Annotated in this window: 19 protein-coding genes, 4 tRNA genes and 2 pseudogenes; 7 read left to right on the top strand and 18 right to left on the bottom strand. The window is 37.2% G+C overall.

What is annotated here, in order from left to right; translation table 11 throughout:
* The 3 genes and pseudogenes from ACJV45_RS06935 to ACJV45_RS06925 all read right to left on the bottom strand — a co-directional run.
* A pseudogene (locus ACJV45_RS06935) lies at nucleotides 1-407 on the bottom strand (hypothetical protein); the annotation flags it as partial.
* 238 nt (nucleotides 408-645) lie between these two features.
* Nucleotides 646-786 (bottom strand): hypothetical protein, encoded by a 141-nt coding sequence (locus tag ACJV45_RS06930; protein WP_419397956.1) that lies wholly within the window; start codon nucleotides 784-786, stop codon nucleotides 646-648.
* Between the two features lie 139 nt (nucleotides 787-925).
* A complete protein-coding gene (locus ACJV45_RS06925) occupies nucleotides 926-2,191 on the bottom strand; it encodes an MFS transporter (RefSeq protein WP_419397955.1) in 1,266 nt (421 codons plus the stop codon).
* Nucleotides 2,192-2,685: 494 nt separating this feature from the next.
* On the opposite strand from ACJV45_RS06925, the gene ACJV45_RS06920 reads away from it, so the two are divergent.
* Nucleotides 2,686-3,108, top strand: coding sequence for a hypothetical protein (locus tag ACJV45_RS06920; RefSeq protein ID WP_004117500.1), 423 nt, complete (start codon nucleotides 2,686-2,688; stop codon nucleotides 3,106-3,108).
* On the opposite strand, the gene ACJV45_RS06915 is transcribed toward ACJV45_RS06920, so the two are convergent.
* The 7 genes and pseudogenes from ACJV45_RS06915 to ACJV45_RS06885 all read right to left on the bottom strand — a co-directional run bounded on the left by ACJV45_RS06915 (nucleotide 3,105) and on the right by ACJV45_RS06885 (nucleotide 9,784).
* Nucleotides 3,105-3,359 (bottom strand): type II toxin-antitoxin system RelB/DinJ family antitoxin, encoded by a 255-nt coding sequence (locus tag ACJV45_RS06915; protein ID WP_415684261.1) that lies wholly within the window; start codon nucleotides 3,357-3,359, stop codon nucleotides 3,105-3,107. The two genes, ACJV45_RS06920 and ACJV45_RS06915, sit on opposite strands and share 4 nt — an antisense overlap.
* Nucleotides 3,356-3,469 (bottom strand): annotated as a pseudogene (locus tag ACJV45_RS06910) (GNAT family N-acetyltransferase); the annotation flags it as partial. The gene ACJV45_RS06915 and the pseudogene ACJV45_RS06910, both read right to left, overlap by 4 nt.
* 258 nt (nucleotides 3,470-3,727) lie before the next feature.
* Nucleotides 3,728-5,758, bottom strand: coding sequence for a threonine--tRNA ligase (gene thrS, locus ACJV45_RS06905; RefSeq protein ID WP_419397954.1), 2,031 nt, complete (start codon nucleotides 5,756-5,758; stop codon nucleotides 3,728-3,730).
* A gap of 143 nt (nucleotides 5,759-5,901) precedes the next feature.
* Entirely contained in the window at nucleotides 5,902-6,801 is a 900-nt protein-coding gene (locus ACJV45_RS06900; RefSeq protein WP_016810875.1) for a metal ABC transporter permease, read from the bottom strand.
* A 2-nt stretch (nucleotides 6,802-6,803) separates the two neighbouring features.
* A complete protein-coding gene (locus tag ACJV45_RS06895) occupies nucleotides 6,804-7,736 on the bottom strand; it encodes a metal ABC transporter permease (RefSeq protein ID WP_419397953.1) in 933 nt (310 codons plus the stop codon).
* Entirely contained in the window at nucleotides 7,726-8,505 is a 780-nt protein-coding gene (locus ACJV45_RS06890) for a metal ABC transporter ATP-binding protein (RefSeq protein WP_419397952.1), read from the bottom strand. The genes ACJV45_RS06895 and ACJV45_RS06890 overlap by 11 nt, the downstream gene beginning before the upstream one ends.
* Nucleotides 8,506-8,599: 94 nt before the next feature.
* Nucleotides 8,600-9,784, bottom strand: coding sequence for a metal ABC transporter solute-binding protein, Zn/Mn family (locus ACJV45_RS06885; protein ID WP_419397951.1), 1,185 nt, complete (start codon nucleotides 9,782-9,784; stop codon nucleotides 8,600-8,602).
* A gap of 327 nt (nucleotides 9,785-10,111) precedes the next feature.
* Here ACJV45_RS06885 and ACJV45_RS06880 point away from each other — a divergent pair, with 327 nt between their 5' ends.
* The 3 genes from ACJV45_RS06880 (at nucleotide 10,112) to ACJV45_RS06870 (ending at nucleotide 12,931) form a co-directional block, all read left to right on the top strand.
* Entirely contained in the window at nucleotides 10,112-11,167 is a 1,056-nt protein-coding gene (locus ACJV45_RS06880) for an ADP-dependent NAD(P)H-hydrate dehydratase (protein ID WP_415684052.1), read from the top strand.
* Entirely contained in the window at nucleotides 11,167-11,892 is a 726-nt protein-coding gene (locus ACJV45_RS06875) for an HAD family hydrolase (protein ID WP_419397950.1), read from the top strand. The genes ACJV45_RS06880 and ACJV45_RS06875 overlap by 1 nt, the downstream gene beginning before the upstream one ends.
* A 106-nt stretch (nucleotides 11,893-11,998) precedes the next feature.
* Entirely contained in the window at nucleotides 11,999-12,931 is a 933-nt protein-coding gene (locus tag ACJV45_RS06870; RefSeq protein ID WP_116772907.1) for a LysR family transcriptional regulator, read from the top strand.
* Nucleotides 12,932-13,164: 233 nt separating this feature from the next.
* Here the strand turns inward: ACJV45_RS06870 and ACJV45_RS06865 are convergent.
* From ACJV45_RS06865 to ACJV45_RS06850, 4 genes are all read right to left on the bottom strand, one after another.
* A tRNA-Val gene (locus ACJV45_RS06865) sits at nucleotides 13,165-13,237 on the bottom strand.
* Between the two features lie 40 nt (nucleotides 13,238-13,277).
* Nucleotides 13,278-13,349 (bottom strand) — tRNA-Val (locus ACJV45_RS06860).
* Between the two features lie 31 nt (nucleotides 13,350-13,380).
* A tRNA-Cys gene (locus tag ACJV45_RS06855) sits at nucleotides 13,381-13,451 on the bottom strand.
* A 28-nt stretch (nucleotides 13,452-13,479) separates the two neighbouring features.
* A tRNA-Gly gene (locus ACJV45_RS06850) sits at nucleotides 13,480-13,552 on the bottom strand.
* Between the two features lie 323 nt (nucleotides 13,553-13,875).
* Between ACJV45_RS06850 and ACJV45_RS06845 the strand changes: the two genes are divergently transcribed.
* Together ACJV45_RS06845 and ACJV45_RS06840 are read left to right on the top strand one after the other, a co-directional pair.
* The gene (locus ACJV45_RS06845; protein WP_419397949.1) at nucleotides 13,876-14,934 is read left to right on the top strand and encodes a hypothetical protein; all 1,059 of its coding nucleotides are present in this window, start codon (nucleotides 13,876-13,878) and stop codon (nucleotides 14,932-14,934) included.
* Nucleotides 14,935-15,268: 334 nt separating this feature from the next.
* Complete coding sequence (locus ACJV45_RS06840; protein WP_116437164.1) at nucleotides 15,269-15,955, top strand: DUF4190 domain-containing protein; 687 nt, start codon at nucleotides 15,269-15,271, stop codon at nucleotides 15,953-15,955.
* A 287-nt stretch (nucleotides 15,956-16,242) separates the two neighbouring features.
* Here the strand turns inward: ACJV45_RS06840 and ACJV45_RS06835 are convergent, their stop codons facing one another.
* The 4 genes from ACJV45_RS06835 to ACJV45_RS06820 form a co-directional block, all read right to left on the bottom strand.
* Entirely contained in the window at nucleotides 16,243-16,479 is a 237-nt protein-coding gene (locus ACJV45_RS06835; RefSeq protein WP_419397948.1) for a hypothetical protein, read from the bottom strand.
* Nucleotides 16,480-16,811: 332 nt separating this feature from the next.
* On the bottom strand, nucleotides 16,812-17,801 hold the full coding sequence (locus ACJV45_RS06830) for an Abi family protein (RefSeq protein ID WP_419397947.1): 990 nt from the start codon (nucleotides 17,799-17,801) through the stop codon (nucleotides 16,812-16,814).
* Between the two features lie 696 nt (nucleotides 17,802-18,497).
* Entirely contained in the window at nucleotides 18,498-19,601 is a 1,104-nt protein-coding gene (locus ACJV45_RS06825) for a hypothetical protein (RefSeq protein WP_116437167.1), read from the bottom strand.
* Nucleotides 19,602-19,613: 12 nt separating this feature from the next.
* Nucleotides 19,614-20,489 carry a DUF2971 domain-containing protein gene (locus ACJV45_RS06820; protein ID WP_116437168.1) on the bottom strand — a complete coding sequence of 292 codons (876 nt, stop codon included), beginning with the start codon at nucleotides 20,487-20,489 and terminating at the stop codon, nucleotides 19,614-19,616.
* A 527-nt stretch (nucleotides 20,490-21,016) separates the two neighbouring features.
* On the opposite strand from ACJV45_RS06820, the gene ACJV45_RS06815 reads away from it, so the two are divergent.
* A partial coding sequence (locus ACJV45_RS06815) for an IS256 family transposase (protein ID WP_419397946.1) occupies nucleotides 21,017-22,161 on the top strand: 1,145 nt, incomplete at its 3' end.

Here is a 22,161-nt window from a genome sequence, read left to right as displayed (position 1 = left end):
TTACCTATTTTATTAATCCCTGGTACTTTAAGAACATTAGAGCTTGGCTTGTCTTTTAAATCAAATTTACCAACTAAAAATAAAGCTTTAAGCCCTGGACCAGGTAAATTAAACTGTGAGTCAACTAGTTTAATACGCTTATCTCCAAGAGTGACTTTAGACAAATCATAATGAGAATCCAGAATATCTCGTGACACAAAGAGATACAACTCATCCTTATTCATGTAATCGTCTGGTAGGCGATATTCTTCCCGAGACACCGCTACCGTTTCCCAATGATACGACGCAAGCTCCGCCTTCTCCTCATCATCAGCACATGCAGAAAGAGAGAAGAGAGAGCCTAGCAGCAGAAGCATAACAAGACAACTTTGAAAAATGTTTTTACAAAAAATAGTTTTACTCCTCATAACACTACTATCCTCCTTTTCATTAACACAACTTTGTATCAAATGATATAAAACAGACTATTAAGTAAACAAGATCTCCCATTCAATCTGATTACTGTAATAATCTTAATAAATATCCTATTTTTTTTATTAATTTGTCTAGACTATCGACACTAATCTCTTCATCTACTAGCAAACTATACTCTTTCATAAACAGCAAGGTTCACAAAACCAGAAGAACCAACATAATCACGCGCGTTTAATGCCTCCAACAATATTCCCTCATAAACAAAGCAATCACATGCAAATCTTCACCCTCATAATACTCAAAAAGCAACTTCTTAAACTCAGAAACCTTATTTTCTGGAATAACCAACAAGCCACTACCATGAGAAATCAAATAATGTAGGGAACTTTTTTACAATTTTTACACCGATTTGTTCCCCAAAATATAAGCAACTAGAGCACACAACTATGGATGCTACTATCTAGCAATCTTCCGACACGCTTCGATTCTTGCATCCAACCACTCTGCCCTACTACCACTCTGCCTTGCTCTTTGTAATTAGTCCAGTGCTATATTCATACGTGTAGGTGTTCTGCATATGAGCATCACTTGGCGACCAGCTTCCATTTGAAGATTTTGAAGCCTTAAACAGAATATAAAGACCACATTTTCCATCCTGAGAGTTCCTGTTATACTGCAGATAGGTAATGTCAGAACGGCTTTCATTCAAAACAAAGTACATATCTCCCTTGGAAGTATAGTTCTCCTTGAACGCAAAGCCTTCCGCAGCAAAATACTTATCAAATATCTTAAGCGCTGCATTTCTTTCCTTCTCTAATGCTAAATCACGCGCAGCGGCATCATGCAAATCGGAATTTTTCTCTGTCTCTTCAACCTTTAATCTTGTATCTTTCCTGTTATTACGATCAATTCTGCGATACCACTCAGATTCACTTATTTTTGGATCAGTATCAGTTGAATCTTTCATTGGTCGAAGATACTTAAGGAAAAATGGGCCTTCAGACTTATAAAGATAATACTCAAAAGGAGCATACATATCGTCCACGTGCTCTGTGTACGTACCATTATCATTTTGTTTCACAGAATATCTATCAACAATAAACAAAACGTCAAAAAATCCAAGACCTAAGATAATCAATACACAAAGCAGAACAGATAGACAACGAAGTACAATTCTTATACATATCTTCCGTACACGCGAAATAAGATAGAGATTATAGAAGACACATACAAGAGAAATCGTAATCATCCAAACAACTGGCATTGCCGCGCATATAACATATACCCAAGTCTGCAAAAGCCACTGATTTGGAAGACGTACCGCAGTTATTCCAAAGAATGCAGTTAGAATACCACTTAACACAAAAAAGCAACAAAGAATCAGCGAGATTCTACCCTTTCCCCGTTGCTTGCCATAGCTAAGAAAAGATTTATTGCGCTCTACATTTGCACTCCTAAAACGGCTGTGTAGATTGCGATGCCAAATAACACAAATAACCCAAATAAGAGACACTACAACAAGAAGCAGAATTGCAAAACAATAAGTGATCCATCCAAAAAGCTGTAGCTTATTGGACGCCATAAAAACAGTTCTAATAATCATTAAGATGGAAAAGATTTCCGCACTCGGCTGCAAAACCTTATACTTGGATAATCCCTTATTTGCACTGTGAAGGTTTTCACATATTTGCTCATGTGATTCACAATATAGAGGATTTTTCTCATCTGTAAGAGTATGTTCCTGCTTTTCTTTCTCTTTCGTCGACGAATCTGACATTTTTCTGTTCCTACATTCTGTTTCCTATATTGCACTTACAATTGATAATTGTTCTAATTGTTCCAGTCGCTTAGCCTGTTCTCTTCTAGCGTAAATAATCGCGGGTATTTGAACTTCTTTTCTACTCTCATCAACACAACGTTTTCTCATCCATATAAGAAAGCATATTCGATACGCAATATTAAATATATTAAAGACGTTACTTATGTACAAACCGATACTTATAACACATCAAATCGTCAAAATTTCTCTAAACTTTATGTCATACTCATAAAAGCAAACAAAATCTCGCTTATCACACCTACGCTGCCTTAGTGAAAACGGTACAGTATTTACCCAATCTCCTTAAACCCCGTCTGCCAATGACCGCCAGATTTTAATCGGATATGATTATCCCAACTTTCCAAGTAAGATAAATTAACGTAAAATGAGTGAAAAATAGTCTGTCTATGACAGTAGTCATCCACTTGACTATATAAATTAAGGAGGTTGTAATGAAGAAATCCGTGTATCAGGCTATACGATTATTCCTTTTTTCATTATTACTCCCTCTTTTAGGTCTTATTATTAACTCTCTTAAATCACTCAGTTGGGAAATTGTTTATGACTCACCCTTTTTACTCATTGTTATAGCTCACGTATTTGGTTTAACAAGACTTGTACTTTACTCAATCATCGTCAATCAAAAAACACTCGAAAACTTAGGAGTTTATAAAACTATCACTATCGCGCTCATCGCCCCTGCTATTGATTTGTTTATATTACAAGCATCTCCTCAACAATTAGATATTAACTGGATTGACTGGTTCATGAACTGGTACATTACATATTTTTTAACTCTTGAATGTATCCCAACTATAATTCCAATCATTGTTAAAGAGTTTTTACGAAGAAGAAACAAAAAGCACAAAGCCTAAAATACACCCACATAATCAGCTTTAGCCATCAACGCGTTAAACGTTTTCTCATCCATATCATCTTGTGCCGGAAGTGACTTCGGAATAGTAAGCGAAAACGGAATACCCTTATTAAGAATGATTTGACGGTAAAACATATCAATAGCAGTAGCCCTAGGAATTCCAATAGTTTCCAAAATCTTCTCCGCCTGCTGCTTAATATTTTCTTGTATTCTCACATTCACATTCGCTGTTTTTAATCTTTTTCCTATATATTAATCCAATACCTTCTTGTTGTAACATTTCCCCTTGGTAGGCTATTTTTCACTTTGTTTTCTAAAATTCCACCATTATTTTCTATAACTCGTATCGAACAAATATTTTTCTAATATTATCTCCAACATAAAAGGTTGGATCTCTCAATCGACGACTAGCAGCGCCTTGCATTGAACCGAAGTAAGTATCTTTTATTAAATTTTTTAAACCCGATATATCACTTACAACATTAAACCCGATATATCACTTACAACGTCTTTATTAAGTCGAAGAGTTTCAAGATTCGGGTTATAGGCCAAAAAATTAATATAATAAAAACAAACCCGCACAACGTTAAGAAGTGCGGGTTTATGTTTCGCGTAATCTACTTAGTGTAGCGCTCGAAATCTTCTGCAGTATTCACCTGAACACGCTGCTTAATAATGGACAAAATCCACTCTTTAGCTTGCTCAACAGGAACACCATTCAATTGGCTACCATCGCGGAAGCGGAAGCTCACAGCATTGTTGTTCACATCCTCTTCGCCAGCAATCAAAGTGAAAGGCACCTTAGACTTAGAAGCGTTACGAATCTTCTTGCCAAAGCGATCGTCAGAGCTGTCCATTTCGCAACGAACCATATTCTCTTCCAAATCGCTAATCAACTTTTGCAAGTGTGGAGCGAATTCGTCTGCAACAGGAACGCCAGTTACTTGAACTGGAGCCAACCATGCTGGGAATGCGCCTGCATAATGCTCAAGCAAAATAGCAAAGAAGCGCTCAATAGAGCCGAAGAGCGCGCGGTGAATCATCACAGGACGCTGGTGGCTACCGTCAGCCGCAATGTATTCCAACTTAAAGCGCTCAGGCAAGTTGAAATCGAGCTGAATAGTAGAAACCTGCCAAGTGCGGCCGATTGCATCGCGAGCTTGAACAGAAATCTTAGGTCCGTAGAATGCAGCTCCACCTGGATCGTCCACGAGTTCCAAACCAGAATCTTTAGCAACTTCTGCCAAAGTGTTTGTCGCTTCTTCCCAAATCTCGTCGGAACCAACAAACTTGTGCTCATCCTTAGTGGAAAGCTCCAAGTAGAAGTCGTTCAAACCGAAATCTTTAAGAAGACCAAGCACAAAGTTAAGCAAGCTCTTCAACTCATCGCGCATCTGCTCGCGAGTGCAGTAAATATGCGAATCATCCTGAGTCAATCCACGAACACGAGTCAAGCCATGCACAACGCCAGACTTTTCGTAGCGATACACGGTACCAAACTCAAACAAGCGCAAAGGAAGCTCGCGATAAGAACGCTGGCGAGACTTGAAGATCAAGTTATGCATTGGGCAATTCATTGGCTTCAAGTAGTAGTCAGCACCTTGGCGAGTTACGTTGCCGTTTTCGTCGCGCTCTTCGTCAAGCTTCATTGGAGGATACATGCCATCCTTGTACCACTGCAAGTGGCCAGAAGTCTCATACAAGCCGCCCTTAGTAATGTGAGGAGTTTGTACGAAGCTGTAGTGATGCTTTCTATGCTGTTCGCGGGAATAATCTTCCATTGCGTTAATAATTGCAGCACCCTTTGGATGGAACACTGCCAAGCCTGGACCAATCTCGTCTGGGAATGAGAACAAATCCATTTCTTGGCCAAGCTTACGATGATCGCGCTTAGCAGCCTCTTCCATGCGAGTTGTGTAAGCTTTAAGCTCTTCCTTGCTAGGCCATGCAGTTCCGTAAATGCGCTGAAGCATAGGATTATGCTCCGAACCACGCCAGTAAGCTGCAGCTACACGTTCAAGCTTAAAAGCCTTAATATAACGCGTATTTGGTAAATGAGGGCCGCGGCACAAATCGCTCCAGACCTTATTGCCTTCGCGATCCAAATTGTCGTACATGCTAAGCTCATGCTTGCTGATTTCGCCAGCAGCAGCCGGATCAAGAGCAGCTTCCTTATCCCCAATCAACTCCAACTTATAAGGTTGATTTGCTTCTTCAGCGCGCGCTTCATCCTCTGTTACAACGCGACGACGGAAGCTTTGAGACTCTTTAATAATGCGCTGCATATGCTTTTCGATTTGCTTCAAATCGTCTGGCGTAAATGGAGTATCAACATCGAAATCATAATAGAAGCCGTCTTTAATTACAGGACCTACGCCCAACTTTGCGTCTGGTCGAATTTCTTGAACAGCTTGAGCCATCACGTGAGTAGCGGAATGACGCATGATTGCGATGCCATCTTCACTATCAAGGGCTACTGATTCCACGGTATCGCCGTTATGAAGAGGCGTGTACAAATCACGCAACTCGCCATTTAAACGCACGGCAATAATATTCTTATCTTCCGCGAAAAGTTCAACGCCAGTGAAGCTTGCATCCACCTCCTTGCGTTCCTCGTTTACGGTGATGGAGATGGTATTTTCAGCCATAATTGTCCTTTTCTATCGGGGTCTTGCGTTACTAATGTGCAGACCTGGACTTGTGTGGCGTCGATAAACTTACGCGATTAAAACATAAATAAAACGCGCAAAAACGACGTCAATCGCACGCATTTTTCACGCGCAATTCTCTGTTACTCTAGAACAACAGAGCGACTTTTTAAACACGATTTTTTGCAGAAACCAGAATAAATCTCATGAATTTTCAAAAAGATGCTTTCACTAAGCTTTACAACTAAAAAGAAGCAGCCAGCGCAAATCGCGATAGTTCCACCAGCAGAAAGTCTTAAAATCACTGCTAAGGCAAGTCCTAAAAGCGCTATAAAAATAGAAGACAATACGCACGCAAACACAAATTTATTAATGGAACGCATTCTGCTCTTAAGTGCTGCTGCAGGAGCTGCGATTAAAGATACCGAAACAACAGTTCCAACAGCTGGAATAATCACCGAAACCGTAATTATTATTAGCGCAAGAACAATTCCTTGCATTAATCCGCTTCTGCCTCCTAATGCTCGGTAATTAGTGGAGTCAAAAGAGCAGTGAATCAAATTAGCACTATTAAAACTCCACAATCCTAGCGCAAGAGCGAATGCAATAATCGCAAAAATCACGTCTGCAGGAGTGCAATTAAGCAATGACCCTGTTAAAAATCCTTCAATGCGCAATGGAAGAGGAGCAAACCATTTATTTAAAAAGTAGCCGCTAGCAAAACCAACAGTAAGAGTTATTCCAGCAGAAGCTTGAGAAGATATGCCCTTTAGTTTAGAAAGCACATGCATCATAAAAGACAAAACAATACAAGCCAAAGCAGCACCAATAAAAAGACCAATAGATAAAACGTTTTGGTCAATCGTATAAACAGATGTGACTACAACTCCAATAACAGCACCTGGAAAAGCAGCATGAGTTATAGACTCGGTGAAGAAAATACGCTGATTAAGCAAAGCCAAGGATCCAACAAAACCGCACAATGCTCCAACAGCGATTGCTTCTACAATCGGAAGAGCGATAATTTGCCAAATACTTACCATTATTACTTTCCACCAGCCTCTATTGCGCTAGACTTTTTCTTTTTAGAAAACACTAGTGCGTATGTAACTCTGTATAAGAATCTTAAAATCAAAACGACTACGAACATTGCGCAAATACTTAGTGCCACTGCAGCTTGCGGAGAAACTGGGTGATCAAGCTCCAAGTTCATAGCGTACATGCCTAATAAAACGCCAGCAATACCAACAGCAATACCAACAGCTATCATGCGTCCAACGGTACGCGCAACCAATCTTGCGCTAGCTCCAGGAATCACAAGATAACCGATAACAAGAAGTACACCAACAGCCGAAGAAGCAGAAACTACAACAGCTGCAATTCCAACGTTTAAAACAATATCTACAAATAAAGTATTAACACCCATTAAAGTAGCACTAGCGCGGTCAAACGCAACAACAATCTGCTTCTTCCAAGTTAGAACAAGCAATGCGATTGCAAATAAACAAATAAACATTGCTTGAGTCATTCTATCGTCTGTAACATCTAGCAAACGTCCAAACATAAGCGCTTCTAGCTGGCCAGACATATCTCCTTTTTTAAGAGATATTACGATTCCAAGCGCAAAAAATGTTGTTAAAACTGTTGCTATTATCGACTCGTTGATTTTTTGAGACCTAGATGCCCACACAAGAGCTGCGACCAAAAAAATCGCGCAAATCGAAGCTCCTGGAATAATTTGCCCAATTCCGCCATATAACGCTCCGACTACGATTCCAGGGAAAATTCCGTGAACCAAAGCCTCCGCATTAAACTCGGCGCATCTTAAGTTAACAAACACGCCAACTATTCCGCTGGCAATCGCAAGAACAATAAGAAGACAGAAAGGTCTGAAAATGTAGGGAGCGGACGCAATAAAATCAAATCCTGGTATAGGCTCGAGGATTTTGCGCAAGGACTCAACCAATTCAGCTAGCATTGGATTCGTCTCCTAAAGACGCATTTAACGAAGCATTTAACGAAGCATCTTTGTCTGCTAATTGATTCAAAGTAATACCCGCACTTGCAGCTGGCATACTTCCGCCATAAGCCAAAGATATGTTTTCTTTAGTCATAACTTTTCTAAGTGGTCCAAAAGCTACTTGATGACCAGCCAAAAGCAAGGCTTTTTCGCAAATAGCGTCTGCGATTACCAAGTCGTGAGTAGAGACAACAAACGAAATCCCATCTTCTTTTGCGGACTTCATAATGTTTAGCAATTCTTTTCGATTCGGCTCGTCTAATCCGTTAAAAGGCTCGTCTAAAAGAATTAACGTAGGACGCGCAACAATAGCTCTAGCAAGCAATATTCGCTGGCGCTGACCTCCAGAAAGATCGCCAAATCGCACATCTGCTCTATTGAGCAAACCAACATGATTAAGAGCGTCCTCAACAGATTTTTTCTGGCTTTTTTTAAGCAAACCCAGGAATCCAGTTTGCCTGCTTAAGCCCATTGCTACAACCTGACGAGCGGTGATTGGAAAAGTCAAATCCAAATCAACTTGTTGAGGAACGTAGCCTATAGAAACCGTTTTTGGCATTGTTAAGCTTCCATGGCTTACGCGCACAATACCAATAATCGCCTGCAAAAACGTTGTTTTTCCAGAACCATTAGGTCCTATTAAAGCTAAAGCCTCTCCAGCTTCTACACTTCCGTTAAGCCCAGTCACAACAGTTTTATAACCGTATGCTAGGTCGCAATCTTTCATTGCTAGGACGCTCTTATTCACTATAAATTAACCTTCTTGTAACTACTTTTGTAGTGATTTATTATTTTCAGCTACTTATGTAGCTACCTATTAACTACTTTTTCAAAGCAGTTTTTACAGATTCTGGAAGGTCTGGAACTTTGCCATCCCAAGCCTTAACAAGAGTCTGAACATTGTGAACAATGGAACCAATATAAGTCTCGCCAGCAGAGCCAACAGGACCAAGGGAATCTCCGTAAAGCGCATCGTCGCCAATAATCGCCTTTACGCCTGCAGCAGCAGCCACAGCCTTAATAGACTTGGAATTGTTGGAATTTTCGGCGAAGATTGCTACAGCACCAGACTTTTTAACAGCTTCTGCAGCCTCCTTAATATGGTCTGCGGTCGCGTCTTGCTGACTGTTGAAGTCAGAAAGCGCTGCGCCAATAAACTTAACATTGTAGTCGCGAGAGAAGTATCCGAATGCGTCGTGCGAAGTAAATAGAACGCGATGTTCCTGCGGCACGCTGTTCAAAGCTTCCGTAGCCCAAGAGTCCAAATCAGTAAGCGACTTAACAAACTTTTCAACATGTTCGTCGAAGATTGACTTGCTTTCTGGAAGAGCCTTTCCAAGGAAGTTACCAATATTCTTGACTTGAATCATAGTGTTCTTAGTGCTGGTCCAAATATGTGGATCATACTGGAATTCTGGCTCTTTCTCGCCTTCTTCTGGTGGGAATGGCCATTTTTCAGCATGAACCTTTTCAACACCGCGGTCAATCTTGTAAGGAAGATTCTTTTCTTTAGCAGCTTCTGCCTTTGAATCCTTGATTTCGTCTGCGGTAAGAATGCCCGAAGTTACACCCATTGTGCCCTTAAATCCAGTAGCTTTTACAGCCTGATCTAAGAAGTGCTCAAGATCTACTCCAGAAACAAGCATTAAATCTGCTTTAGAAAGCGCTTTGGATTGCACTGGAGTCATCTCATGCTCGTGTGCAGACGCGTTTGGCGCGAGTAAGCATGTAAGGTTGATTGTTGACTTTGCTTTGTCTTGAGGCGCGCCAATCACAGACTTTTTGCCTTGAGAATCGGTTTTATTAAGGCTTAATCCAGATTTTGCATCTGCAGTGGATGCGATTTGAGTTACATAATCGCAGATTTGAGTGGTGGTTGCAACTACGTTTACTTGATTGCCGTTGGTCTTTTGATCCGCTGTCTTAGCTGTTGATCCACATGCGCACAAGCCAACAGTTAGCAAAGCGGCGGTGGCTGCGGTGGCAAAAATTCGTGCAGTTTTCACTATTTTCCTTTCCGGAATCTATGAATTCACATTATTGCAAGTCTTGTAATCTGTTTAAAAAGCGTTTTCACTTTCTCCATTATTTTTAATTAGGAAAGATTATCGTTAGCAATAACGTTTAAAAGCATAGAAAAAATATGATGGATGGTCAATGAAATTTTGAAAATTTATTATATTTTTTCAAAAGTGGCGTGTCGCAAATTTTTTGTCTGATATAATTGCGATTTTTCTTGCGTTATATAAATAAATGGTGTATATAGCGAATGCAATGTGACAAAATAACAAAACCACAAATAACAATCCCAGATATTCACTACAATCGTAAGCATGAGTGAACTTCTAAACATAGAAGCAAAAGATGTAAGCAAATGTCTAAAAAAGCCCAAGCCTTTTTACAATAAGTATTCGCGTGGGGTTCTTGGATTAGTCACAGGTTCTAACGAGTATCCTGGAGCTGCAATATTAAGCGCAAGTGCTGCGGCACACGCAAATATTGGAATGGTTCGTTATGCCGGCCCTCTTCGTGCACAAAACTTAGTATTACAAACATCTCCAGAAGTAGTAGCCTCAGAACAATTGAACGGAAAAATCGACGCTATAACAGTTGGATCTGGAATACCAGATGCGGATCATTGCAATACTGAAACTAGTGCAAATCAAAGAAAATATATTGCGAGTATTCTTGCGCAATACGCGAAAGAAAATAACAATTCGAAAGAACAATCAATAAGTCGAAAAGATAGTCTTCCACCAATATGCGTAGATGCTGGAGCGTTAGATTTACTACCAAAACAGGTTTGTACAAAAGTAGTTCTCACTCCACACGCAGGAGAATTAAGCTCACTTTTTACTAGATACGACTTGAATATAAGCGCACAACAAATATCTAGCAATCCAACACACTACGCTCAAAAAGCAGCTGATCTTACTGGAGCGACTGTGCTAGTTAAAGGCGCAACAACAGCAGTTGCATCACCATCAGAACTACACTCTCCCATTTATATTGCAAAATGCGCTCCATCTTGGCTCGCAACTGCAGGTTCAGGAGATGCACTGGCAGGAATTCTAGGAGCATTGTTAGCGCAACGCGAAAGCAATGAGAATAATGAAAATTGTGCAGAAAACTGTGAAGAAAATTGTGCAGAAAACTACGCGAATTACGCAGAAAACGAAAACTATGCTTTTATTGCAGCGAGCGCAGCTGTAATCCACGGAATTTCAGCATCATTAGCATCTAGAATCAACAGCAAAAACAGTTACACTCAATTGGCGCAAGACATAGTGGAATCAAATTATGCTTCAACTTCAGATCACCCAATTGTAGCAAGCGATATTATTGATGCGCTGCCTCATATCATTGGTCTCTTAATGAATCTTAATTAGTGAAAGAAGAAAAAATGAAAAACACAAATACCAACACAAATACCAACACAAATACCAACACAAATACCAACACAAATGAAAATGTAGAATCTGTTGAAATTAATGACGTAATGTTTGATTATTGCAAGGTCTTACTCGAGTGGAATTGCAGGAATTGCTTGCAAAAACAATTCCCAGATTTGGTAGACACTATTTGTCCTAATGGCACTTTTGGAAAAGACGATTTGGCTGGATTCTATGAGTTTGAAGACCGCATGGACGGCGGCGAACTACTAAAAGACCTTTTGCCAGAATACGAAAGGCGCTTTGGCAAGGAGCTTAGCAACGCTTTTCAATGGTATTGCGCACACTATGACCAAGTTCTTACGCGAATGATGCCTGGCATAGTTGATTTATTGCACGATTTGCGCAAAGCTGGGTACGGAGTTTGGGGATTGACTAACTGGTCTAGAGAAACTTTCCCTCTTGCATTGCGTAAATTCCCAGAATTGAACACGCTTTTACAAGGTACGATTATTTCTGGCGTTGAAAAATTGCATAAGCCACAGCCCGAGATTTTTGAGCTTGCTATGAGCAGATTTGGATTGAAACCGCAAACAACTGTTTTCTTCGACGATAAGCCAGTAAATATTGATGGCGCGCATAATGTTGGTATGCATGGGTTTGTTTTTACTACTACCGAACAAGCTCGCAAAGATTTAGCATCGCTAGGCGTTAGATTATAAGCACTAAGCCAAAATCGCAAGATTATAGGCGTTAGTTTATAGTTGTTATAGTTGTAATAGTTGGAAATAGTCAAGTATAAATCCCAAAATCGGAAGGCTCTTAATAATGACGCTGCTGCAATTAAAGTACATTGTGAAAATCGTAGAGTGCGGATCTATGAACGAAGCTTCGCATGAACTTTATGTTTCACAACCAGCGTTAAGCTCTTCCGTAAAAGAATTGGAACGAGAGCTTGGAATTGAGATTTTTACAAGGTCTTCTCAAGGAATTGCTCTAACTGTTGACGGAGCTGAGTTTTTAACATACGCACGACAAGTTTTAGACCAGGCAGATTTGCTTGAAGAGCGATACAACAGCACTAAGCCTAGAAAACAGCTTTGCAGCGTTGCAACTCAGCACTACATGTTTGCTGTTGAGGCTTTTGTAGACATGATTCGCAGCATTGATTCTAACGAGTACGAGTTTTCACTAAGGGAGACGCGTACAAAAAATATTATTAATCAAGTGACTTCAATGCGCGCAGACCTTGGTTTGCTTTATCTTTCCGACTACAATAAAGACGTTATTGGAAAGATGCTTCGAGAAAAGCATCTTGAATTCCATCCACTTTTCCGCGCTAAATTGCATGTGTTTATTTCTAGAAACAATCCACTTGCGGGTCATAAAAAACTCACTTTGGAGGATTTGCGACCATATCCGTTTATTCAGTATGAGCAGGGTGAGGATGGCAGCTTCTTCTTTACGGAGGAAGCGGTATGGCCTCAACATCCGCCTAAAAAGATTAATGTTACTGATCGCGCAACCATTTTGAACTTTATTATTGGTCTTAATGGTTTTACGATTTGCACTGGAATTGACAATGGCGACTTGAATAACGAGAAAATCGTGACCATTCCGCTGGATTGCGAAGAAACCATGCTTGTTGGGTGGATTAAGAATGAGCGCACGAATCTTTCTCCTGCAGCGCTTGCGTATCTTTCTCAACTCGAATCTGTGTTAATTAAACACGGATATCAAGTAATAAGTAGAGCTAAATAGTAGAACTGAGCAGCGTAACTGCGAGATTTTGTGAATTACACTATTCAACACCGTTACATTATCCAATACTATTTTTGTGCATAACTCAAAAATAGTGTTTAATTTTGATGCTACGCTTATTCTTAAATCAACCTATACGCGAAAAATGTATTAACAAAATGCTGACTAATACCGAGGAATATCAGTAGATACAAAAAATGCGGTATATCATACCGCGAAACTGAACAATATTGTGGGTGATATAGGAATCGAACCTATGACCCCTTCCGTGTGAAGGAAGTGCGCTAGCCGCTGCGCCAATCACCCAAAATTTTTTTAATTATGCGTGAAAGGCAATCCTTTCGAGTGGGCGATACAAGGTTCGAACTTGTGACCCCTTCCGTGTCAGGGAAGTGCGCTACCACTGCGCCAACCGCCCAGGTTGTTTATTAAGCTAACCCGCTTAATCGAGGTGGGTACGAGAGTCGAACTCATCTATACGGCTTTGCAGGCCGCTGCCTAACCGCTTGGCTAACCCACCGTAAGGTCGAATAACTCACCGGACCTAGAGCGGACAACGGGACTCGAACCCGCGGTCTCAACCTTGGCAAGGTTGCGCTTTACCAACTAAGCTATGTCCGCAATGCTCTCACACTGACCACCGCCAGCCCGAAGCACGAGTAACTACTATACCCGAAATATTCTCAAATGCAAGCTTTGCGTCTTTTGGCGTGTCGCTTGGCGTGTCATATATTCATAGCAAGTGTATCAAAATTGTTGCGTAATGAAACAGTTTTGATACGTGCTTAATTCTCATAAGCTTACAAATTTTTCTAATTTGAAGAATAGAAAATATTTAACATAAATTCTATTCACAAAATAGGCAAAATGCGGTTAAACTGTAACAGTACTCATAAAGACGGTAATAAGATATATCAAATATTTACAGCAGAGAAAGATATTCTATGAATAACAATGATGTTTCTGACAAAAATAGTGACGTACAAAAAACTCAAATTATAAATAACAGCGCTACATCATATGATAAGAACCCGAGTAATATGTCTCACAAGCCCAATAATCCAAAAAATCCAAAAAATCCAAAATCTAAAAAACTTAAACATATACTCCTAACTATATTAATAATCGTTTTAGCAGCTGGTGTCATAGGTTCGATTCAGCAAAATAAACCAAACAACACTAAAACCAAGTTAAGTGCATCAGAATGTAAAAATATAGCAAAAAACTATGTAGCCGATGACTTTTTGTCCTTGAACGCTATTAAGAAAAAGATGACAACTTCCGAATGCTCTGCGAAAGATTCCGAATCTGCTATAAATTATTTGGACGACACTTACGATTTCAACAATGTGGCAGTAAGAAAATTAAGGCTACTCGTAGAAGATGATAATAATTTAACTAAAGAAGACGCAAAGTCAAAACTTGAAGACCTTAAGTTTGATGAAGCAGAAATAGAATTTGCCATAAATCATTACTCTGACGAAATCTGCTCCGTAAAAAAGAACGACTTGTCTTGCGAAATTGAAAAGGATTCAATTTTTGCCCAAAAAGATAAAGATGACAAATCCAAGGATTCCAAAGACAATAATAAAAATAAACCAAAGTCGTCTTCAAATGGGGATTCTGACAATAAAAATCAAACTAACACTAACAAGACAGGCACAAAAAAGAATCCAACAAACAAATCATCTGTAGATAATTCCAATTCAAATTCTACGCAATCTGAAAATAGGAACACAGAAGAACAGCAAGATAATCAACAACCTGCCCAAGCGCCAGTTCAGCAGCAGGCGCCAGCACCTACCCCACAACCAGCTCCCGTTCCTCAGCAACAACCTCAGCAGCAGCCTCAACAACAGCCTCAACAACAGCAACTTCCTCTAGTACATCCTGGAAGCTTCTGCTCTACTTCTGGACAACAAGGAGTGACTATACGAGGAACTCTTATGATGTGTAAGGAAGGAGTAAACGACGGAAGATTGCGTTGGCGCAAAGTAAGGTAGTATATACAGTATAAAACAAAATATAAGCAAATTAGAATCTACACGCTTATTACTCACCTAACACAAACTGCTAAACATAAACGAGTGGTTTCAACTTTATTTAGATTACATTTTAACGACTAGCTTGTATTCTAAATACTTTCTGCAAGCTCACATCAGCAGAGTGCAAATGTATACTCTTGCATAAAATATTTGCAAGCAATTCACACATCTTTTACACAATTCTATGCCTACTTGCATAAAAAAAAAACGAATAAAATTTATCTTGCATATGCAATTGTAAATTTACTTTTATTTTTTGCATATTTTAGATCAAACTAGGTAAGGAAGAAAGATGACTGAAGGAAATGAAACCATTCATACAAATCAAAATTCTCAATCTGAATACAAACATTTAAGTGGACTTGGTGTATCTGCACTCGTATTAGGAATTATAGGTATAGTATTTTCATTCGTTCCGATTATAAATAATATATGTCTTGTTTTGGGAATATTAGCCATTATATTTTCTGGTTGCTCGTTCCACTCAACAGGAAAGAATGGAAGCAAACGAGGACGCGGAATGGTAGTTGCTGGACTCGTTCTTGGCATTCTTTCAATAGTGATTACTTTGTGCATGCAAGCGAGTTTCAGCAATTCTCTAAATAAAGCTACATCAAGCTTAGATAAGGCAAGCAAGAAAATAGATAATATGGCAAAAGGTATTGCTAATGAAAACGCTAAAGAAATGAAACTTCAGGTAAAAGGAACAGGTCCAACTGATATTAATTTGTCAGTTGCTGGTTCCAGTAGCAATGAGAGTTCAGATAATGGTACTTGGGAAAAAGTTTTAACTGGCAAAGATGCTAAAAAAGACTGGACTGTTATGGCTACACCAAAACTTGATATCAACAATCCAACGCAAGATAATTATCAAGTTGAATGTTCCATTAGCGTTGACGGAAAGCAAATATCTCACAAAAGCGCAACAGGAACAGCTGCTAACGTAATGTGCATGGCATCCGATACAACTACTAAGTAATAAAATGTTTTATAACAAAATAAAAGCCTGATTATCGTTCTAATCAGGCTTTTTCTTTATTTATGCATGTAAGATATAGACAGATTTAATTTTGCTATTATTGAATCTTCTATTTTTATAACTCGGCAATATTGCTTGCTTTAACTTCTTTATCACTCTTAGAAACTTCAACTGTAGGCGTAGATACACTTATGCCAATCATTAAATTCCCCCAAAAAACTCCCCAATATTGTTTCTAAATTTTAGCAAAAGGTATAATTTTTTATTCTTTTATTGCATGATTATGTTTAGTGATTATATTTAGCAATCAATTCCGCAAGTTTGGTTAATCCTGCTTGGCGCTCGCGAACATCAAGAGATTCAGCCAAATCTGCAGCGCACACTGCGATTGGCATAAAGGATTTTGCCGATGTTGCTCGAGTGTCTTCAGTAATGCGTGAAAAAACATTTTGGCGAATAAAGTCGAAAACTTTAGAATCTTCAATAATGCGAAGTTTAACGTTAATTATTGAACTACCAGGCATATTAATCGACTTAAACGTACTGCACTTCCCTAGCTAACATACTATGGCTTTAAACTCTTAGACTCTCACGATTGCTAAAGTTTAGAGCACATTCAATGATTAAATTGCAGAGCCGCTTACCAAAAAGAACCCCAGGTTTGAGCACTGCTAGTAGGCTTAGGAGGTGCTGTTACTAGTGAGTTTATAACTATTTCTAAATATTTGCTATTTCTATTCAACGACTCAAAATAAAAGAGGGAGCCGAAACTATGTCAGCTCCCACAGGTGTGTGTCCGCAAACGCACACCGCGATTACGTTCCTATTATACTTCATAGTGCGTAAAAGCTAATTATCAAATATAATTTTTTAACTTTGTCATCCTTTTCTTCCAATCTTTCTTAATAACCGCTTTTACAACGTTTACATTACTTTTAGAAACAGAATTTATATAATCTGAAGTTATTTTTTCATATTCACTAATAAAAGACTTTATTTCTCTTTTAGAAACATGAAGAATTTTTAGAAAATACGACACAAGCACAATGTAATCACCAATACTATTGAAATTAACATAAGGCAAATGAATCTCATTAATCAAACAAACTGTCATAGGTCGCGACGGTTTCGCTTTTTTAAAACGCGTATCGAAAATGGCAGAATTATGTGCAATTGCATTCCTTAAATCTTTTAACAGATAAATATATTCATAAACAAGCTCACGATTTGTATCAGATGACAAATTCAACCCAATTTTCTTAGAAATATCTTCTCTAACCTCATACGTAAGGCACGACAAAATATTTCCAAAATCTCCAAGCATTGTTATTTCGAATAATGCCCAAATTGGGACATCTGCATATTTATCATAAAAATGCGTAATTTTTGGATCTTTATTCTTATATGCACGCGCAAGGTTACGTTGAATAGAATTTTGTAAATCTAATTTCTTTTGCTGAGCTTTTCTTTTTTGATCATTGGTAAAATTCTTTGGAGAATTATTCGCACCACTAACCGAGTTGGTCAACATAGCTTGGATACTTTCCGAACGACTTTTCCTAAGTATGCACTCCATCGCTATATTTTTTACAGCTGTTTCTATGAACATAATTTTTCCATAGAAAAGTGACTTCAACTCTGAATCGTATTTTATTGTTGCATACACTTCGCTATATGAAGAAAATGGTATTTGATGTCTACTTTGTGTATCGCTAAAAAAACGATAACCTTTATATCCATGAAAATAGCCGGTATTTATTAGTTGTCTTTTTTGTACACTACCAGAAATCATTACGCCACTATCTCTAAGATGTCGCATTAAAGAATCAACTGTTTTATAAGACATTACACACAATCTCCTTCTCTGCAATTTTTTACTTTACAGTAAAATTTATTTTACAATCTTACTATGCACGTTTGAAAGTTAGAAAGATATGATTGGATATTCAGATCAGGCGATTTTGCATACTTAGTGAAGGCTATCGCTAAAAAGTTTAGCGCGCTGAGGCTTTAAGCTGGCTGCTTCATAAAGTAATACGTAGAAATAGCCAAACACCGTTATTTTATCAATTGGTTAGCTGAGTTAATAACAGTGTTTTGCTGATTACTGTTATTTTCTCAGTTGGTTGACTGAGTTAGTAACAGTGTTTATAGATTCTTGCTAGATTGATTTTGAATCAAAACATCCTTGTGAATCGAGATATATGGCTATATTCTCCAAAGAGTAAATTGCAAAAGTAAAGGAGCCCACGCAACGCCTAAGGTGAGTAAATCAACCGACGGCACGAAGCCGACTTTCAACGCAGGAAGACTCCTATTTGCGATAGTATCAACTATCGCTTTATTACACAACTTTGACTTTGTTTATATGCTTTGTATGCTAAATCTAATTTATACGCTTGTGTGAGTTATTATTAAAAGCTAGTCTGGCTAGTTCTATTTCAAAAAATATCTATCATATCCGCTTTACATGCTTTTTGCTTATAATCTTATGATGCTGGTTTTAAGAAAAAGCTTATCATTTTATACTTTGCAATCTTGTCTATAAATCTTTTCTTGTTCTTTCATTTATCACATTATTTAGTGATTCATTATCAAAATGAATTATATGATTTAGATTCGGCACAGTAATTTCCAATGGTTTAATTGATTCTGAAAAATTTTTTACAATTGTTTCACGCAATGATTTTGAAATTTCACTCAAAGCGGGCGAAAGAGCTTTAGTAATATACTCACCGATTCCACTCGTTTGAATGATTCTAGTATACGAAGATAAAACATTTTCTAAATCTGTAACGCTCAAATGCTTTCTGTTCTCAAAATCAGCAATGGCAATATCTAACTTCTTTATATATTGCTTAAGTAGATTTCTATATTTGCAAAATTCAGTACCAGAAATTTCTTTGCTGTGCACTACATCGTTTCTTATTTTTCTAATTTCATCAAGATTATTTCTAGTTAAATCTATATTTCTTTTACTAAAAAGTCTTTCCCACAATGATATCTTCTCACCATTATTTAATATTTTAATAATATTATTTGAAGTTTCCCGCTTTTTCAAAGCTAATTTTGCATCTTTAATTACCTCATTTGCATCTTCAATAGATTGTTCCTTAAATAAATAATCAATATAATCTTGAAAAGTAAAACAGTCTAAAGCCATCTCAATATGACGATTTTTATTTCTTTCATTCTTATCAATATCGTTCTTAATTTCTTCGTCGACTAAAGTTTTTTTAGTCCATTCTGTACCATATGCGCTTAACACAGTAAGATATACAAATTGTCTTAATTTTCTTTCAAATGTGAATATATACTTAGACAGGTTATTGCAGTAATATTCTGAAGCTCCATCAAAAATGACAACAACGTTATATTCGCGTCTTAGATCATTTTTTATAAAAGCACGCTTCAAAGATTCGATTGAAATTGCTTGTTTTCTTGTAGTTCTCTTATCGATAGTTAAAATTTTTAACCTAATTCCTTCGCCTATTTTCTGAATATTATAATTAAATTCTTGATCATCGTTGTGTAAGCATAATGCTTTTTCTTTAAAAGAAATCAGGTCTGCGAAATTTTCCTTAAATGAATCAATATCATTTTCGCTATCCTTATTTTTTAACATAAATACAAGGTCAATAAACATAAGTACTTCGATTCAAATTTTGCTTTTCCATTTGTTATACAATTTACTTCTAACAACACGTATATTTGGATTAACACCTTTTGCAAAATAAGTTAATTCCTGATAATCAAATTCTTCCATCATTGGTCCGCATATCAATTCCATATCGTCAAAATATTTATCATCAATGTTAAAGTCTAAATAATGGACAATAGGTTGATTATTTGATAATAAGTTATTAAAGACTTCTTGACCAACATTAGCACTATATTTCTTATCACTAAAAAATTTTATTTGGTCAAATGGAATATATATTACTGAGTATCTCCATTCTTTTTGGAATTTCCACTCAGTACTTTTATATTTCCCTAACACATTCGTATCAAAACAAAAAAATTCACCATCCTGTCTCAAACATTTAGGATATATAAGTGATTCATCATCTGTATATGTTACTTTTGCATTTAAACGCTGGGTAAGAATGTCTCTATCTTTGTCACTTATAATAAATTGTGGAATTAGTATAAATCTATTTTGAAATGAATATTGCGCAGGTACTATAAAAGTTTCATCCGTTGACTTTTCCGATGGTTGATCTTCTTTATTAATGCAATGCTCAACGTAATCATCATAATTATTTTTAAAAGGAAAACTTCTTAATTTTATGCAAACGCCTCTGCTAGAATCTCCATACATAGACCATTGTGGTATGCTATCTCTATTCTCACTCCAGCAGCTTGAAAAAATAAATTTCCCCAAATTACGACCTTCACCAGTAATTGCTTCAGTTGTATCATCCATACATTCAAGTGAAGTTAGTCTCAAAGTTTTATTCATTAAAATTAGCTTTGCCGATTTTAAACTAGTGTAATGATATAAATATTCTGGTATCCCTTCAACTATTTGCATAATCAACTTCCTTATCTTCACATATATTTCTTTAGCGTAGCAAAGTATTTTTTATCATTTAATTTATTATCAAGAAGAGTCAATTTTAGATATATTTCAACATTTTCAATCACTTCAATTCTAGCAGGACATGCGGTATTTGACTGTCAAAATAAACAAGAAGCACGTAGCTAAAGGAGTATTTAGTAAGGGATTTAAAAACCGACTGAAAGCCTTTAATCGGGAACATAAGAAATCCTACCTAGTGCATATTGCATGAAGTAGGCTTTCCTTGTTTTTGGTAATTACAGTGGTATTTGCCAAGCCATATTACTTTCAGACGTTTTACCTAAAAGTTATTCGAATGGAGTTTGCTATATTCAAAACACTGAGCAATATATACACACACAAGCTATGTTTTAGGAAGCGTATGAGCTTGGCTGAGAGTGTACAATATTTTGTGTAAACACAAAAAAGAGTATAAAAAAAGAAGCCACTAGTTGTATAATTAATCTACCAAAACAAATTAACAAAGGAGTGACTTCTAAATGGATTTTAACACAGAATTGACAAAAAGACTATTACAAGGTGACAATATTAATCACTTATTAAAAGAAGCGATTGAAAATGGGATTAATCAATTACTTCAAGTTGAATTAACAGAGCATTTAAACTACCCTAAACATTCTGTAGAGGGATATAACACCGGAAATTCAAGAAATGGTGGCTATAATCGTAAAATTTATTCAGAATATGGTATTTTAAATATCCATATTCCACGAGATCGTAACGGAGAATTCGAGCAAAAAATTATTAAAGCTTATAAAAGAAATTCCGAAAAATTAGAAGAGGTTATTATTAAACTTTATTCTAAAGGCTTTACTAACCGTGAAATTGCAGAGTGTATCGAAGATATTTACGGTCATCACTATAGCCCTACTACCGTAACAAATATTACAAAACAAGTTGAAGACTCTGTTAAAGAATTTCATCAAAGAAAAGTTCAATCTCGTTATGCAGTGATTTATGCTGATGCAACGTATGTTCATTTAAGAAGAGCTACTGTTCAAAAGGAAGCTGTTCACTTTTTAGTAGGAATTACTCCAGAAGGCAGTAAAGAAATTCTTGATTATGCAATCTATCCTACTGAATCTGCTGAACACTATAAAGAAATGTTGGAATCATTGAAACAAAGAGGATTACAAGAAGTTTTACTATTTATTACAGATGGACTTAGTGGGGTTAAGACTGCTCTTTTAAGCGTGTTTCCTAACGCAAAATATCAAACTTGTTGGGTTCATTTAATCCGACAATTACAAAAGAAGGTAAGAGTTGAAGATAAAAGAGAATTAGTAGATTCACTTAAGAAAGTTTATCAATCAAACAATAAAGAAGATGCAGAGAAAAAATTAAACGAATTTCTAGAAAACATACACAAACGTTATCCTAAAGTCTGTGCAAGTATTGATTCAGTTTATGACGATTTATTAGTCTTTTTTGACTTCCCTAAACAAATTCGTCAAAGTATTTATACGACTAATTTAATTGAAAGTTTCAATAAGCAACTAAAAAAACGATTAAAAGCAAAGGAACAGTTTCCAGCAGAGGATAGTTTAAATCGTTATCTAGGAGTATTTTGTATTGAACAAAATGAATTATCTAAAGAAAGAATTCATAGAGGATTTGGATTAGC

The sequence above is a fragment of the Gardnerella lacydonensis genome (genome assembly GCF_048545055.1).
In the GTDB taxonomy this organism is placed as follows: domain Bacteria; phylum Actinomycetota; class Actinomycetes; order Actinomycetales; family Bifidobacteriaceae; genus Bifidobacterium; species Bifidobacterium vaginale_C.
The sequence above is the reverse complement of the archived record's forward strand: the minus strand, read 5'-3'. Positions and strand labels throughout refer to the sequence as shown.